Source organism: Micromonospora luteifusca (assembly GCF_016907275.1).
Taxonomy (GTDB): Bacteria; Actinomycetota; Actinomycetes; order Mycobacteriales; family Micromonosporaceae; genus Micromonospora; species Micromonospora luteifusca.
The window spans coordinates 2,631,109-2,645,975 of the sequence record NZ_JAFBBP010000001.1; the positions used below are offsets into that span (position 1 = coordinate 2,631,109).

Annotated in this window: 16 protein-coding genes; 5 read left to right on the forward strand and 11 right to left on the reverse strand. The window is 70.9% G+C overall.

From position 1 onward, the window contains the following. Positions 1-9 precede the first annotated feature (9 nt). The 5 genes from JOD64_RS11650 to JOD64_RS11670 form a co-directional block, all read right to left on the reverse strand. On the reverse strand, positions 10-1,299 hold the full coding sequence (locus JOD64_RS11650; protein ID WP_204942245.1) for a hypothetical protein: 1,290 nt from the start codon (positions 1,297-1,299) through the stop codon (positions 10-12). 107 nt (positions 1,300-1,406) lie between these two features. Next, positions 1,407-1,745, reverse strand: a complete 339-nt coding sequence (locus tag JOD64_RS11655) for a YrdB family protein (RefSeq protein ID WP_204942246.1) — start codon at positions 1,743-1,745, stop codon at positions 1,407-1,409. Further along, positions 1,742-2,341 carry a TetR/AcrR family transcriptional regulator gene (locus tag JOD64_RS11660; RefSeq protein WP_204942247.1) on the reverse strand — a complete coding sequence of 200 codons (600 nt, stop codon included), beginning with the start codon at positions 2,339-2,341 and terminating at the stop codon, positions 1,742-1,744. The genes JOD64_RS11655 and JOD64_RS11660 overlap by 4 nt, the downstream gene beginning before the upstream one ends. Next, positions 2,334-3,134: an alpha/beta fold hydrolase gene (locus tag JOD64_RS11665; protein ID WP_204942248.1), complete on the reverse strand. Its 801-nt coding sequence runs from the start codon at positions 3,132-3,134 to the stop codon at positions 2,334-2,336. The genes JOD64_RS11660 and JOD64_RS11665 overlap by 8 nt, the downstream gene beginning before the upstream one ends. 106 nt (positions 3,135-3,240) lie before the next feature. Further along, complete coding sequence (locus JOD64_RS11670; protein ID WP_204942249.1) at positions 3,241-4,161, reverse strand: proline dehydrogenase family protein; 921 nt, start codon at positions 4,159-4,161, stop codon at positions 3,241-3,243. Between the two features lie 172 nt (positions 4,162-4,333). On the opposite strand from JOD64_RS11670, the gene JOD64_RS11675 reads away from it, so the two are divergent. After that, the gene (locus JOD64_RS11675; protein ID WP_204942250.1) at positions 4,334-4,921 is read left to right on the forward strand and encodes a CGNR zinc finger domain-containing protein; all 588 of its coding nucleotides are present in this window, start codon (positions 4,334-4,336) and stop codon (positions 4,919-4,921) included. Positions 4,922-4,961: 40 nt separating this feature from the next. On the opposite strand, the gene JOD64_RS11680 is transcribed toward JOD64_RS11675, so the two are convergent. After that, a complete protein-coding gene (locus tag JOD64_RS11680) occupies positions 4,962-5,768 on the reverse strand; it encodes a sugar phosphate isomerase/epimerase family protein (RefSeq protein ID WP_204942251.1) in 807 nt (268 codons plus the stop codon). A 75-nt stretch (positions 5,769-5,843) separates the two neighbouring features. Beyond that, the gene (locus JOD64_RS11685; RefSeq protein WP_204942252.1) at positions 5,844-6,788 is read right to left on the reverse strand and encodes a Ppx/GppA phosphatase family protein; all 945 of its coding nucleotides are present in this window, start codon (positions 6,786-6,788) and stop codon (positions 5,844-5,846) included. Positions 6,789-6,868: 80 nt separating this feature from the next. Between JOD64_RS11685 and JOD64_RS11690 the strand changes: the two genes are divergently transcribed. Beyond that, positions 6,869-7,666, forward strand: a complete 798-nt coding sequence (locus tag JOD64_RS11690; RefSeq protein WP_204946020.1) for a DUF3109 family protein — start codon at positions 6,869-6,871, stop codon at positions 7,664-7,666. Positions 7,667-7,673: 7 nt separating this feature from the next. Here the strand turns inward: JOD64_RS11690 and JOD64_RS11695 are convergent, their stop codons facing one another. After that, positions 7,674-8,252, reverse strand: a complete 579-nt coding sequence (locus JOD64_RS11695; protein ID WP_204942253.1) for a TetR/AcrR family transcriptional regulator — start codon at positions 8,250-8,252, stop codon at positions 7,674-7,676. Between the two features lie 755 nt (positions 8,253-9,007). Between JOD64_RS11695 and JOD64_RS11700 the strand changes: the two genes are divergently transcribed. Next, a complete protein-coding gene (locus JOD64_RS11700) occupies positions 9,008-9,661 on the forward strand; it encodes an NADPH-dependent F420 reductase (RefSeq protein ID WP_204942254.1) in 654 nt (217 codons plus the stop codon). A 61-nt stretch (positions 9,662-9,722) separates the two neighbouring features. Here the strand turns inward: JOD64_RS11700 and JOD64_RS11705 are convergent, their stop codons facing one another. Continuing rightward, positions 9,723-10,406, reverse strand: a complete 684-nt coding sequence (locus tag JOD64_RS11705; RefSeq protein ID WP_030329696.1) for a response regulator — start codon at positions 10,404-10,406, stop codon at positions 9,723-9,725. 24 nt (positions 10,407-10,430) lie between these two features. Next, positions 10,431-11,714 (reverse strand): sensor histidine kinase, encoded by a 1,284-nt coding sequence (locus JOD64_RS11710; RefSeq protein WP_204942255.1) that lies wholly within the window; start codon positions 11,712-11,714, stop codon positions 10,431-10,433. Positions 11,715-11,919: 205 nt separating this feature from the next. Here JOD64_RS11710 and phoU point away from each other — a divergent pair, with 205 nt between their 5' ends. Further along, entirely contained in the window at positions 11,920-12,573 is a 654-nt protein-coding gene (phoU, locus tag JOD64_RS11715; RefSeq protein ID WP_204942256.1) for a phosphate signaling complex protein PhoU, read from the forward strand. Positions 12,574-12,639: 66 nt separating this feature from the next. On the opposite strand, the gene JOD64_RS11720 is transcribed toward phoU, so the two are convergent. Continuing rightward, positions 12,640-13,407 (reverse strand): phosphoglyceromutase, encoded by a 768-nt coding sequence (locus tag JOD64_RS11720; protein ID WP_204942257.1) that lies wholly within the window; start codon positions 13,405-13,407, stop codon positions 12,640-12,642. Between the two features lie 152 nt (positions 13,408-13,559). On the opposite strand from JOD64_RS11720, the gene JOD64_RS11725 reads away from it, so the two are divergent. After that, positions 13,560-14,843: an MDR family MFS transporter gene (locus JOD64_RS11725; protein ID WP_204942258.1), complete on the forward strand. Its 1,284-nt coding sequence runs from the start codon at positions 13,560-13,562 to the stop codon at positions 14,841-14,843. Positions 14,844-14,867 lie beyond the last annotated feature (24 nt).

Sequence of the window (14,867 nt, forward strand, 5' to 3'; positions counted from 1 at the left end):
AGGAGCCCGTCAGGCGGTGGCGGCGCGGACGTACGCGACGCACTCGTCGTGCAGCGTCGACCACTGCTCGCCGAACGCCTCCTCGGCGGCCACGTCGAGGGTCTTGCGCTCGTGCACCACGGCCTTGAAGAAGGTGAGCAGCCGCTGTGGCCCGTACCTGTCGACGAGGTGTCGGACCGCCAGGTAGCCGACGCCGTAGCTGCCGCTGACCTGCTCGGCGGAGGCGTCGTCGGCGGGGTTGATGCCCGCCAACTTGCCATCCCAGTTACCCCGGATCAGTTTCCGCACCTCGGCGAGCCCCTCGTACCGGTCGACCGCCTGACCGCCGGCGCCGGCGAACTCGGCCAGCCCTTCCACCAGCCACCAGGTGGCCTTGCCCGGATAGCCGCGCTCCGGCAGTGAGGCCGCGTGGGTCAACTCGTGTCGGAGCAGATCATCGGTGCCGCTGCTGGGGAGCCCGTCGGCGTTGAGCACCACCTCGTGGTGGCCGCCGCCGACGGTCACCGCGTACCCGCCGGTCCATTCCGGTCGTTCGCCGCCGTACCAGCGCTGCCACTCGGTACGGCCGGCGTAGAAGATCCGGTAGCGATCCGGTGGCGAGCCGGCAACCACGTACCCGTCGGCGATCTTGGCCGCCGCTTCGGCCTGGGCGAGCAGGCCGGGCAGCTTGCCGCGCAGCGCCGGGGTGGTGGCGACGATGGTCCGCGCGCCGATCGCGACGGCCAGGTCGCTGATCTCCCACGGCCGGGTGCCGGTCTCCACCGACTTGGACTCTTCCATCGCGACCAGGCGGGGCTGCTCGCCGTTCTCCCGCCAGCGGGTGCCGATCAGCACCGGGCTGGGCCGGCAGTTCGGTGCGACGAAGCAGTACTGGAAGCGCACGAGCAGGCGCCACTCGCCCGGCTTGCCGACGATCGGCGCGGGCAGACCGCTCGGCTCGGCCCGCCAGACGGTGACCTTGAGCGCGCGCAGCGCGGCGAAGCGGCGGCGCAGGTCGGCGTGCGTGGTCGGATCGGCGACGGCGAGGAAGCCGGCCTGGTCGCCGCCGAGCAGTGCCGTGCCCTGCCGGTCGAGCTGGGCGGTCATCCGGTCGGCCAGCCGTCGGGCCGCCGCGGTGGCCGGGTCGTCGGTCGCCGAGGCGCCGACCCGGCTGATCGTCGACCGGGCACCGCTCTCCCGTACCACTCCCACCACGAGCAGCGCCGGCATGCCGCAGCCCAGCAGGAGGACGATCACCACGAGCCCGGTCCACAGTGGCCAGAGCCGCCGTAGTGATGGCTGATGCACCCCGTCGGTCACCCGGCGAAGGGTACGACCTGCCGGCCGATCGGGCGAGGCCGGCACGCCCCCGACCCACTCCGCGGACCACGGCCAGGGACGCCGCCGGGCCCGGCCAGGGGTGCCACTCAGGCCTGGCGGCCAGCGCGGCGGAGCAGGATGGTGACGACCGCCCAGACGACGACCAGGGCGAAGCCGAGCCACGGCTGCCCGAGCAGGGCGAGCATCCCGCCGCCCAGCACGAACCAGCCGGCCTGGAAGGCGTGCTTGGCCGGTGGGCGCAGCGGGACCCGGGCACGAGGTGAGCCGAGGACACCCCAGAGCCCGGCGAGCAGCAGCGGCACACCGACAGCGGCGAGCAGTCGGACGGCCGTGGGTACGTCCAGGGACCAGCCCCACCGAGCACCGACGGCCAGGACGGCCAACTCCAGCAGGAAGACCAGGAACAGCCCGAACGCCCGGATCACGGCTGGTCCGCCTGATCGACGATGCCGCGAACGCGGGGCCAGGAGCGGAACGTGACGTCCAAGCCAGCGATGAGTTGGTGGTACGAGCGGTCGACGTCGCGGGGCAGGCCGAAGCCGCCGGCAGCCTCCAGGGAGACGAACCCGTGCAGAGCGCTGCGCAGCGCCCGGGTCGCGTCCACCGCGTCGTCGTCGGTGAGCCCGTACCCGCGCAGCACGGCGAAGATGGCGCCGACCGCGCGCTCACCCGCCTCGACGTGCTCCGGGTCGGCCGGATCGGGCACCCGCTGGGTGACCGGGTAGCGACCGGGATGCCGGTGGGCGTAGCCACGGTAGGCGTCGGCAATCGCCCGGAGGGCGTCGCCGCCGGCCCGGCCGACGGCGGCGGTGGTCATCTCCGTGGCCAGCTCGCCGGTGGCCAGCGCGGAGAGCTTCTGGTCCAGCGCGTCCGCTCCCCGCACGTGCTTGTAGAGGCTGGGCAGCGCGACGCCGAGTCGGCTGGCGAGCGCGGCGAGGGTGAGCTGCTGGTAGCCGACCTCGTCGGCCAGCCGGGCCGCCTCCCGCACCACGGTCTGCTGGTTGAGGCCGACCCTAGGCACCGGCGCACACCGCCAGAAAGCCGAGCAGCTCGTCGGCGGTGCGCTGTGGCCGGTCGGCGTGCGGGTAGTGGCCGGCCTCCTCGATCATCCGGGCTTCGGCGATGCGGAAGAGCCGGCGGGCTGCCCGCGCCTCGGCGCCCGGGTCGGGGAAATCCGGGTCCTTGGCACCCATCAGCACCAGCACCGGTTGCCGGACCTGCGGCGCGCGGGCGGTCCAGTGGGGCTCGACCGGCTCGCTCACGCCGCGCATCGCGGCCATCCGGCCGGGCTCGCGCAGGGTGGCCACCATCGACTTGCGGTACGCGACGTCGTCGGCGGGCCGGTGCACCGGGAAGAGCGTGCTGTGGAACATCCCGAACAGTCGAGGGCTGCGCAGCACGGCCGCCATCGCCACCCGCAGCAGCGGGTTGAGCTTCGCCTGACCGACGAACGCGCCGATCTGCACGATGCCAGTGACCGACTCGGGCGCGTCGGTCGCGGCGAAGACCACCGCCGCCGCGCTGGACGAGCTGCCGACCAGCACGGCCGGCCCGGCGTCGAGGTCCCGGACCACGGCCAGCAGGTCGGCGCCGACCTCCGCTGGGGCGTACGTCGGCCATCCGACGCTGGACTCGCCGTGCCCCCGAACGTCCACCGAGGCGACCCGGTGGCCGGCCGCGACCAGCAGCGGCACGAGGTGCCGGAAGCTCGCCTTGTTCTCGCCCATGCCGTGCGCGAGGACGACCAACGGCCCCTCGCCCTGCACCTCGTACGCGATGTGTCCGCCGTCCCGCCGCACCTGGCTAGTTGTCATAGCCTTTAGGCTAAGGGTATTAGCCAGAGTTGGCAAGTCGGTTACGCGAAACGGGCCGACGGTGACCCGAGGGGTCGCCGCCGGCCCGTCGACCGAACCGGAGAGATTACTTCTTGGAGATCAGGGCACGGCCGAAGAAGACCAGGTTGGCCGGGCGCTCGGCGAGACGGCGCATCAGGTAGCCGTACCACTCGTCGCCGTACGGGACGTAGGTGCGGACGGTGTAACCCTCGCCGGCCAGGCGAGCCTGCTCCTCGGGGCGGATGCCGTAGAGCATCTGGAACTCGAACCGCTCCGGCCCCCGGTCGAACCAGCGGGCCCGATCCTCGCCGATGGCGATCATCCGAGGGTCGTGGGTCGCCAGCATCGGGTAGCCGTCGCCGGACATCAGGATGTTCATGCAGCGCACGTAGGACCTGTCCACCTCGCGGGCGGACTGGTACGCCACCGACTCCGGCTCCTTGTAGGCACCCTTGCACAGCCGCACCCGCGACCCCGCCGAGGAGAGCTCCCGGCAGTCCGACTCGGTCCGGCGCAGGTACGCCTGGAGCACCGCACCTGTCGACGGGAAGTCCTTGCGCAGCCGGCCCAGCACCTCCAGCGTCGAGTCGGTGGTGGTGTGGTCCTCCATGTCCAGGGTGACCGTGGTGCCCGCCGCATCGGCCGCCACGCAGATCGCCCGGGCGTTGTCGTACGCCAACTGCTCGTCGAACATCTGGCCGAGAGCGGAGAGCTTCACGCTCACCTCGGCGGCCGGGGTGAGCCCCGCGCCGCCGAGCATCTTCAACAACTTCAGGTATTCGTCGCGCGTGGCGGTGGCCTGCTCGGGGGTGACGGTGTCCTCACCCAGGTGGTCGAGGGTGACCGCGAGACCGTCGTCGACGAGCCCGCGGGTCGCGCGCAACGCGTCGTCGGTGGCAGCGCCGGCGACGAACCGGCGAACGACGTCCCGGGTGTACGGGGCGGTCGCGACAAGCCGCTCGACCTGGGATGACCGGGAGGCGGCGAGGATGACGGAACGGAGCATGAGCCGAGCGTAACGCCCCTGCCAGGACCCCCGCCGAGGGGCGGCCGGGGCACCCCGACCTCCGGAGCGGGGGTGCGGGAGAGCGCCAGCCTGATCACCGACGGCTACCCGCGCTTTCTGCCGCACTACATCGACGCGGCACGCACCCCATGAGTCGTCTACCGTTGGGGGCGTGAACTTCGACGCGTACGCCCGGACCGGCGTTGACTTGGTCAACGCCCGTCTGGACGACCTCGACGACCTGCGGGCCCTGTTTCCCGACGACAACGCCTGGATGCGCGACGAAGTCGCCGACCGGGACGTCGCGATCTTCCGACGGGCGCAGAAGCGGTTGCGCGATGTCTTCGAATACGGCACCTCGGGTCGTGACGCCCGAGCGGTCACCGAGCTGAACGCGCTGCTCGAAGCGTTCCCGGTGCAGCCGCGAATCTCCGGGCACGACTCCAGCGACTGGCACATGCACGTGACCAGCCGGGGTGCCTCGGTCAGTGCGGAATACCTGGCCGGCGCGGTCTGGGGGCTGTCGGTCTGGCTCTGTGAGTACGGCAGCGCACGGTTCGGGGTCTGCGCCGACGAGCGGTGCGGCAACGTCTACCTGGACACGTCGTCCAACTGCTGCCGGCGGTTCTGCTCGGAGCGCTGCGCCACCCGCTCGCACGTGGCCGCGCACCGGGCCCGCAAGCGGGCGGCGGTCGGCGAGCAGGTGACGGTCGCCGCGCAGCCCACCGTGAGCGCCGACTCACTCTCGCCGGTCAGCTGACACCGCCACCGCCCTGTCTTCGAGGGCGGGACCGGCCAGGTCAGACGTCGGCCGGGGACGGCGCGGTCAGGTGCTGACGGGCGAACTCCAGTGCGGCGCGCAGGTCCGCCTCGCGCACCGCGCGGCTCTTCGCGCCCCGGGTGGCGACCTCCACCGCCACCGCCCCGGTGAAGCCACGTCCGGCCAGCGAGGAGAGCAGCTCACCACAGGGTTGCGTGCCACGGCCGGGCACCAGGTGCTCGTCGCGGCCCTCACCGGTGCCGTCGCCGAGGTGCACGTGGGCCAAACCGGCACCCATCCGGTCGGCCATCGCGAGGGGGTCGCTGTGCGAGGCCGCGCAGTGCGACAGATCCAGCGTGTACGACGGGTAGCCGGTGTCGGTGGGATCCCAACCCGGCACGTACGGAACGAACTGCCGACCTGCCATCCGCACCGGGTACATGTTCTCCACCGCGAACCGCAGCCCGGTGAACCGGGCCGCGACCGTGGCCAACCCCTCGGCGAAGTTACGTGCGTAGTCCCGTTGCCAGGTGAACGGTGGGTGCACCACGACAGTCGGCGCCTCCAGCGTCTCGGCCAGCTCGGCGGCCTTGCGCAGCCGCTCCCACGGGTCCGGGCTCCACACCCGCTGGGTGACCAGCAGGCAGGGCGCGTGCACGGAAAGCACCGGCGTGCCGTAGTGCTTGGAGAGGCCGCGCAGCGCGCCCGCGTCCTGGCTGACCACGTCGGTCCAGACCATCACCTCGACGCCGTCGTAACCGAGTGCCGCGGCCAGTTGGAACGCCGCCGCGGTCGGCTCGGGAAAGACCGACGAGCTGGACAGGAGCACGGGAACGCGGGAAGTCACATCAGTCAGCGTAGCCCGGCGACGCAGGGGGCATCGTGACGAGCGCTGGCGAATCAGCCTAAACCGCGCGTCCGATCAGATCGGTTCGAGTTGATCGAGTCGGCGGAGAATGACGCCTTCCCGCAGCGCCCACGGGCAGATGTCCAGCGAGTCCAGATCCAGGCGGCGCATCACCGCCTCGGCGACCACAGCGCCGGCCAGCAACTGGTGGGCACGGCCCGAGCTGACCCCCTCCAACTCCATCAACTGGGCCGGTGGGATGTGTCGGATGAAGCCGATGACCTGCCGTAGACCGGCGCGGGTCAGGCTGCGCCGCGCCCAGAGCCCGGCACCGGACGGTGCCGCCCCCGCCAGCCGGGCCAGGGTACGGAACGTCTTCGAAGTGGCCACCGCGCGACCCCAACCCACCTCGGTCATCTGGTCGACCACCTTGTCCAGCCGACCTTCCACGTACTCCCGCAGCTTGTCGACAGCCTCGGCGGACGGCGGCGTCGCGCTGCCCGGGTCGACGCGCAGCCGCTCCCGGGTCAGCCGCCCTGCGCCGAGCGGCAGCGAGACCGCCGCGTCCGGGTCCTCGTCGATGCCGGCGGCGATCTCCAGGGAGCCACCGCCGATGTCGAGCACCAGCAGCCGCCCCGCCGACCAGCCGAACCAACGCCGTACCGCCAGGAACGTCAGCCGCGCCTCGTCGGCCCCGGAGAGCACCGCGAGGCGTACGCCGGTCTCGTCACGGACCCGCGCCAGCACCTCGGCCGCGTTGGTGGCGTCGCGCACCGCGGACGTGGCGAACGCGATCAGGTCGTCGGCCTCCAGCCCGGTGGCGGCCGCCTTGGCCATGCCCACGGCCTTGACGAGGCCGTCCGCTCCCGCGTCGGTCAGCGCGCCGTCGGGGCCGATCTGCTCGGCCAGCCGGAGCACCACCTTCTCGGAGTGCGCCGGCCATGGGTGCGCGCCGTGGTGCGCGTCCACCACAAGGAGGTGCACCGTGTTGGAACCGACGTCGAGGACACCCAGTCGCATGGTGAAGACCCTAGGTGCAACACGTTTGCGCGGCTCGCGGGCCCGTGGACGTCACCGCGCGTACGCTGGTCCGGGTGACGATGGAGCTCCGTGTGCTGGTGGACGACCCGGGCGACCCGCGCAGTCGCGAGGTGCCGTTGGACTTCCCCCGAGAGTGGATCGAGTTCGCCGACCCGGCTGACGAGACGCACCTGATCCGCGCCGACCTGACCTGGCTGCTCTCCCGCTGGACCTGCATCTTCGGGAAGGGCTGCCACGGCATCATCGCTGGGCGGGCCGCCGACGGTTGCTGCTCGCACGGTGCGTTCTTCACCGACTCGGACGACGAGAAGCGGGTCCGCAACGCCGTCAAGCGGCTCACCCCGTCGACCTGGCAGCACTTCCAGCGTGGGTTCAAGAACTGGACCGACGAGGACACCATCGACGGCAAGAACCCAGCCCGCCGTACCGCCACCCAGGGCGCCGACGGTCCGTGTGTGTTCCTCAACGACGCCGACTTCGCCGGCGGTGGTGGCTGCGCGCTGCACGCCCAGGCGTTGCGCGACGGGGTGCACCCGTTGGAATACAAACCGGACGTCTGCTGGCAGTTGCCGATCCGCCGAGATCAGGACTGGGTCAAGCGGCCGGACAACACAAAGGTGCTGGTTTCCACGCTGTCCGAGTTCGATCGGCGGGGCTGGGGGGCCGGCGGGCACGACCTGGACTGGTGGTGCACCTCCTCGACGGACGCGCACGTCGGCACCGAACCGATGTACCTGTCGTACTCCCCGGAGCTGACCGCGCTGATCGGCGCTGCCGCTTACGAGCGGCTGGCCGAGCTGTGCGCGGCCCGAACGAAGCAGGGCATGGTCGCCCCGCACCCGGCCGACGAGTCCTGAGCGCCGCTCAGCGCAGGGCGTCGTCGACCAGTGTGCGAGCGCTGCGCCGGGCCGCGTCGGCGATCAGCGGGTCGCCATCCAGCACACCGCCGGCGAGCCCGCCGTCCAGCAGCAGGGTGAGTTGCCGGGCGAGCAGTTCCGGGTCGGCCGCGCCGGCCTGACGGGCCAGCTCGGTCACCCAGGCCCGTACCACGACTTTGTGCTCGACCGTCCGGGCGTGCACCGGGCCACCGGCGGACGATTCGGCGGCGGTGTTGATGAACGCGCAGCCGTGGTAACCCTCCCGGCGGCAGGCGCCGGCCAGTGCGTCGAACATCCCGACCAACTGGTCGCGCGGCTCGTCGCCGGCGTCCCGGGCCGCGGACCGCAGCGCGCCGAACCACGCCTGGTCGACCCGATCGAGGTACGCCAGCACGAGATCGTCCTTGCGCGGAAAGTGCTTGTAGAGCGTCGCCTTGGCCACGCCCGACTCGGCGATCACCGTGTCCACCCCCACGCCGCGCGGCCCGTGCGCGTAGAAGAGCCGGAACGCGGTGTCCAGGATCCGGTCCCTGGCCGAGCCGGCCGGAGTGCGGGGCGCGGGCATCGGTACTCCCTCAATCTGCTGGTGGCGGCACAGATCCTACAGACAGTTCCGTCTACATCTCCCGTCGCGTCAGCGGACAGGCACCACCTGGGCAGGGCCGGCTTGACGTCCCACCATCATTGACACGTCCACTGCCGGCCTCCGCTGCCAGCCTCCGGTCCACCGTCCATGGCCACCGACCCACCCTGGGGCGCCCCTGTAGAGCTGCCCCACAAATGGGGCGGTTCTCCGGACGGAGTGAGACTCGTCCGAGCAGGAGGAGGCGCGCGAGCAGGCGGAAGCGCGTCCGAGCAGGCGGAAGCGCGTCCGAGCAGGCGGAAGCGCGTCCGAGCAGGTGCCACGCTTCTCCCGCAGCAGACGAAGCTTGTCCGAACAGGCGACACGCGGCCCGCGCAGGCGGAGGCACGTCCGAACCGACGGCACCCGACCCCGCGCAGACAGAGGCACGTCGGAGCAGACGACACGCACCCTGTGCAGCAGGCGGCATGCGGCGTCCAGCCCCTTCCGAGGGCCGTGCCGGTTGAGCCGCCCCATATCTGGGGCAGCTCTACAGGCGCAGGAAGACCCCACCCCACCCACCCACCCGCCGGCCCGCCCGCCGGCCCGCCCGCCCGCCCGCCCGTCGCGCAAGCCCCAGCAGGTGACATCGGCACACACGACGCCTCTTCGAGGGGCCAGCAATAGACAGACCTGTCTGTTAGCCTGCTCGCAATCGGCACGAGCCCATTCGATGTCCCGACGGAGGATCGATCGACATGCGTATCGCAGTTCTCGGCACTGGCTCGGTCGGTCGAGCCATCGCCGCCCGCGCGGCGGAGCTGGGTCACCAGGTGACCATCGGCACCCGCGATGTCGCGGCCATTCGGTCCGGCGAACACGCCCACTGGGCGGCGCAGCACCCCGAGGTCGGCCTGGCGACCCTCGCCGAAGCCGCCGGCGCCGCCGAACTCGTGGTGAACGCCACCAACGGCAACGGCTCGCTACCCGCGCTGGCCGCGGCCGGTGCACCGAACCTGGCCGGCAAGGTTCTGCTCGACATCGCCAACCCGCTCGACTTCGGTGCGGGCTTTCCGCCCACCCTGTCGGTGCACAACACCGACTCCCTCGCTGAACGCATCCAGCGCGAGTTTCCGCAGACCATGGTGGTCAAGTCGCTCAACACGCTCACCGCCGAGCTGATGGTGCATCCGCGTCAGCTCGCCGGCGGCGAGCACAGCGTCTTCGTCTCCGGTGACGACGCGGAGGCCAAGCGGATCGTCACCGGACTGCTCATCAGCTTCGGGCACACCGACGTGATCGACCTCGGTGACCTCTCCACCGCGCGGGGCACCGAGATGCTGCTGCCACTCTGGTTACGGCTCTACGGGCGACTCGACACCGCCATCTTCAACATCAAGGTCGTCCGCTGACCAAGCCCGAACAGCCCGAAGGGGGCCTGCGCCGAACGCAGACCCCCTTCGGGTACGCCGATCACGGCTCGAACTTGTAGCCCAGGCCCCGAACGGTGACGATGAAGCGCGGCGCGGACGGCTCCGGCTCGATCTTGGAACGCAGCCGCTTGACGTGCACGTCCAACGTCTTGGTGTCACCGACGTAGTCGGCGCCCCAGACCCGGTCGATGAGCTGGCCGCGGGTGAGCACCCGGCCCGCGTTGCGCAGGAGCAGTTCCAGCAGCTCGAATTCCTTCAGCGGCAGCTGCACGGCCCCGCCATCGACGGTCACCACGTGCCGTTCGATGTCCATCCGCACAGGCCCGGCGGCAAGCGTCGGAGCGCCCGCTTCGGCCACCTCCGGGCTCTGCCGGCGCAGCACCGCCCGGATCCGGGCAACCAGTTCCCGCGGCGAGTACGGCTTGGTGACGTAGTCGTCGGCGCCGATCTCCAGCCCGACCACCTTGTCGATCTCGCTGTCCCGGGCCGTGACCATGATGATCGGCACGGCCGACCGCTGCCGCAGTTGCCGGCAGACCTCGGTCCCGGACATCTCTGGCAACATCAGGTCGAGCAGCACGATGTCGGCGCCGGTCCGGTCGAACTCGGTGAGGGCGTCAGTGCCGGTCGCAGCGACCGAAACCTCGAAGCCCTCCTTACGGAGCATGTACGACAAGGCGTCGGAGAACGACTCCTCGTCCTCGACCACCAGAACGCGGCTCAACGGGGACTTCCTTTCCATTTGCTGTCAGACCTGCCGTAGCCCAGCCGGACCGGACTCGATCCCAACCGGCGGCAGTGTCGCCAGCAGGTCATCCGGGGGACTGGCGGGCAGCCGGAGGGTGAACGTCGATCCACCACCAAGAGTGCTCGACACCTCGACCCGTCCGCCATGGTTGCTCGCGATGTGTTTCACGATCGCCAGGCCGAGCCCAGTGCCGCCGGTGGCACGCGAACGGGCCTGGTCTGCCCGGTAGAACCGCTCGAAGATGCGATCCACGTCGGTGGGGGCGATGCCGATGCCCTGGTCGGCGACCGCGATCTCGACGTGCTCGTCGTCACCGCGGAGGGTGACCCGCACAACGGTGTCCTCGCCCGAGTAGTTGATGGCGTTCTCCACGAGATTCGCCACCGCCGTGGCGAGTTGGGAGTCGCTGCCGTACGCGGTGAGGCCACGCTCACCGTCGACGCTCACCTCGACACCGCGGGCGGAAGCTGTGGTGCGGGTCCGGTCGACCACCTCGGCGATCACCCAGTCCAACGCGACCGGCTCGGGTGGCGGCTGCGGTTCGGCGCCCTGCAACCGGGTCAGCTCCAGCAACTCCTGCACCAGCCGGCCCAGCCGGGTCGACTCGTGCTGGATCCGTTCGGCGAACCGGCGGGCGGCCACCAGGTCCTCGGAGAGGTCGGGTGCCGCGGCGTCGGCCGGCTCGGTCGCGTCCAGCAGTGCCTCGGCGAGCAGTTGCAGCGCCCCGATCGGGGTCTTGAGCTCGTGGCTCACGTTGGCCACGAAATCGCGTCGTACGCGGGTCAGCCGGTGTGACTCGGTCACGTCGACCGCCTCCACCGCGATGAAGCCATTGCCGAGGCCCATTGCTCGCAGGTGCACGCCGAGCGGGTTCTCCCCCGCGCTGTCGCGACCTCGGGGCAGGTCCAGCTCGATCTCGCGCCGCACACCGGTGCGTCGTACCTGACCGGCAAGGGTGCGGATCAGCGGGTGCGCCGCGATCGAGCCGGGGCGACTGCCGGTACGCAGAAGCCCCATCGCGCGGGCGGCCGGATTGATCAGCACGGGCACGTCGTCGTTGTCCAGTACCACGACACCGGCGCGGAGTGAGTCGATCGTCCGGCGGCCGAGTCCGGCCTGCTGCTCGTCGGCTATCGCGGGCCTCCCCCTGCTCCAGCGGGAGCTCGCGCTGCCCGTCGACGTGGAGCGACCGTCCCGCGCCGGCAGGAACCGGGGCAGCACGAAACCGGCGGCCAACCCGGCCACCAACGCCACGGCCACCACGACCGCCACCGCCCACTCCACCCGGCGATCGTAGGGTCATTGTTAACCTGGCTACCACACAGACCGGGACGAATCACCCTCACTTTCAGAATTGTTCACCCCTGCGTCTGGCGTCGTTCACCGTGGTTCATCCGGGGTCCGCCCGCGCGCCCTACCGTTGGCGTCGCACCTGCTCAACCCCCCTGCGCCGGCACCCGTCGGCGGCGACCGACCACAGGACGTGATGATGCGCGACGAGTTCCGGGCCGACCTCCAGATCGTCAGCCAACTGCTGGTGGACATGGCGGAGGGCGTCCGCGCCGCCATGCGCCAGGCCACCCGGGCCCTGCTCACCGCCGACCGGCAGGCCGCCGAGACGGTCATTGAGCGGGACGCCGAGATCGACGACCTCTACCGGCACGTCGAGGAGCGGGTCTGTGACCTGCTCGCCCGACAGGCGCCGGTCGCCTCCGACCTCCGAGCAATGATCACCGCGCTGCACGTTGCCGCGGACCTGGAGCGAATGGGCGACCTCGCCGAGCACGTGGGCAAGACCGCGCTGCGCCGGCACCCCTCCCCCGCCGTCCCCGCCGAACTGCGGACGGTCTTCACCGAAATGTCCGAGATCGCCGACCGGATGGCCGTGAAGATCGGCTCGGTGCTGGCGAAGCCCGACGCCGACCTCGCTGGCGAGCTGGACAGCGACGACGATGCCATGGACGAGCTGCACAAGAACCTGTTCGCAATGCTGCTCGGCGACGAGTGGCCGTACGGGGTGGAGACCGCGATCGACGCCACCCTGCTGGGCCGCTACTACGAGCGCTTCGCCGACCACGCGGTCAACGCCGGCGAGCACGTGATCTACCTGATCACCGGGGAGAACACGCCCACCGGCAGCTGAGCCCCGATCGGGATCGGGGCCCCTCGTCAGCGCTCACGCGCTGACGAGGGGCCCCTTTTCAGCAGCTCAGCGACCCTGGTTCGCCACCGCGGCGGCGGCTTCCTTCGCGGCGGTCGGGTCGAGGTAGGTGCCACCCAGCGTGAGCGGGCGCAGGTGCGGATCGAGGTCGTAGCGCAGCGGGATGCCCGTCGGGATGTTCAGCTTGGCGATCGCCTCGTCGGAGATCTGGTCGAGGTGCTTGACCAGGGCGCGCAGCGAGTTGCCGTGCGCGGCCACCAGCACCGTCCGGCCGGCCAGGATGTCCGGCACGATCGAGTCGTACCAGTAGGGCAGCATCCGGTCGACGACGTCCTTGAGGCATTCGGTACGCGGCATCAGCTCGGTCGGCAGCAGCGCGTAGCGGGGGTCACCGACCTGCGACCACTTGTCGTTGTCGTCGATCGGCGGCGGTGGGGTGTCGTACGACCGGCGCCAGAGCATGAACTGCTCCTCGCCGTACTCATCCAGGGTCTGCTTCTTGTTCTTGCCCTGCAGGGCGCCGTAGTGCCGCTCATTGAGCCGCCACGACCGGCGCACCGCGATCCAGTGCCGGTCGGCGGCGCTGAGCGCCAACTCGGCGGTGCGGATCGCACGGCGCAGCACGCTGGTGTGCACGACGTCCGGCAGCAGGCTGTGCTCGCGCATCAGCTCGCCACCGCGCCGCGCCTCGCCCTCGCCCTTCTCGGTCAGGTCGACGTCCACCCAGCCGGTGAAGAGGTTCTTGGCATTCCAGTCGCTCTCACCGTGCCGCAGCAGGACCAGCGTCCCGACGGTGGGCCCTTCGCTCGCAGTCATGCGGATCATCCTGCCTCAACCGTCCCTGGGACACGCGGGCAGCCGTCGTGACGACCACCACGTGAAAACGCGGGTGACCAGCGGATCCACCCGCCGCTAGGGTTGTAAGGCACGACAGTCACATCGGTCATTACTTTCGAGCGGGGCGCCATATGCGGACGATGCGGAGTTGGTTCCGGGACACCACCGGCGGCCTGCCGACCACTTTCTGGTACCTGTGGTCAGGCACCCTGATCAACCGGCTCGGCTCGTTCGTCCTCGTCTTCCTCGCCATCTACCTGACCCAGGAGCGCGGTTTCTCGGCCTCCCAGGCTGGCCTGGTGATCGGCCTGTGGGGCGTCGGCGGGGCGTTCGGCACCACCGCCGGCGGCACGTTGGCAGACCGGTGGGGCCGCCGACCGACGTTGCTCACCGCACACGTGGGCGCCGCCGCCATGATGCTCGCGCTCGGGCTGGCCCGGGACCTCTGGGCGGTGGCGCTGGGCGCCCTCCTGCTCGGCATGTTCGCCGAGGCGGCCCGGCCCGCGTTCGGGGCGATGATGATCGACGTGGTCCCGGCGAAGGACCGACTACGCGCCTTCTCGCTCAACTACTGGGCGATCAACCTTGGCTTCGCCTGCGCCGCCGTGCTCGCCGGCCTCGCCGCACAGGCCGACTACCTGCTGCTGTTCGTGGTCGACGCGGGCACCATGCTGGTAACCGCGCTGATCATCTTCATGCGGGTGCCGGAGACCCGGCAGGCCGGTTCCGCCAGCACCGCAACGGCGAGTGCCCCACGCGGCGCCCTACGCACGATCCTCAGCGACCGCGTCTTCCTGGGCTTCGTGGCCCTCAACCTGTTCTCCGCGCTGGTCTTCCTCCAGCACATCTCGATGCTGCCGATCGCCATGGGTGACGACGGCCTGAGCCCGGCCACCTACGGCACGGTCATCGCGCTCAACGGCGTCCTCATCGTGGTCGGCCAGCTCTTCGTACCCCGACTGATCAGGGGTCGGAGCCGCTCGTACGTGCTCGCGCTGGCGGCCGTGGTGATGGGTGTCGGGTTCGGGCTGACCGCGTTCGCCGGCACCGCCTGGTTCTACGGGCTGACCGTGCTGATCTGGACGCTCGGCGAGATGCTGAACTCGCCGTCCAACTCCACGCTGATCGCCGAGCTTTCCCCGGCCGAGTTGCGCGGCCGCTACCAGGGCGTGTTCTCCCTCTCGTGGCAGATCGCCGGAGCCAGCGCACCGATCCTCGGCGGTCTGGTGCGCGAACACGCCGGCAACGACACCCTCTGGTACGGCTGCGCGATGCTCGGCGTTCTGACCGCGGTGGCCCACCTGGTGTCGGGGCCGGCCCGGGAACGGCGTGCCGTCGCGCTGCGCCGCTCCGGCGAAGCGCTGGCACCGGTCACCGCCCACCGGGGGCCCCAGCCCGCCGAAGCAACCGCCTGACGAAAGACCGAAGATCAAGATAAC

Coding starts and splice junctions, on each gene's coding strand:
- JOD64_RS11665 (WP_204942248.1), bottom strand. CDS start 3,134: ATGACAACTAGCCAGGTGCGGCGGGACGGCGGACACATCGCGTACGAG.
- JOD64_RS11670 (WP_204942249.1), bottom strand. CDS start 4,161: ATGCTCCGTTCCGTCATCCTCGCCGCCTCCCGGTCATCCCAGGTCGAG.
- JOD64_RS11685 (WP_204942252.1), bottom strand. CDS start 6,788: ATGCGACTGGGTGTCCTCGACGTCGGTTCCAACACGGTGCACCTCCTT.
- JOD64_RS11690 (WP_204946020.1), top strand. CDS start 6,869: ATGGAGCTCCGTGTGCTGGTGGACGACCCGGGCGACCCGCGCAGTCGC.
- JOD64_RS11695 (WP_204942253.1), bottom strand. CDS start 8,252: ATGCCCGCGCCCCGCACTCCGGCCGGCTCGGCCAGGGACCGGATCCTG.
- JOD64_RS11700 (WP_204942254.1), top strand. CDS start 9,008: ATGCGTATCGCAGTTCTCGGCACTGGCTCGGTCGGTCGAGCCATCGCC.
- phoU (WP_204942256.1), top strand. CDS start 11,920: ATGCGCGACGAGTTCCGGGCCGACCTCCAGATCGTCAGCCAACTGCTG.
- JOD64_RS11720 (WP_204942257.1), bottom strand. CDS start 13,407: ATGACTGCGAGCGAAGGGCCCACCGTCGGGACGCTGGTCCTGCTGCGG.
- JOD64_RS11725 (WP_204942258.1), top strand. CDS start 13,560: ATGCGGACGATGCGGAGTTGGTTCCGGGACACCACCGGCGGCCTGCCG.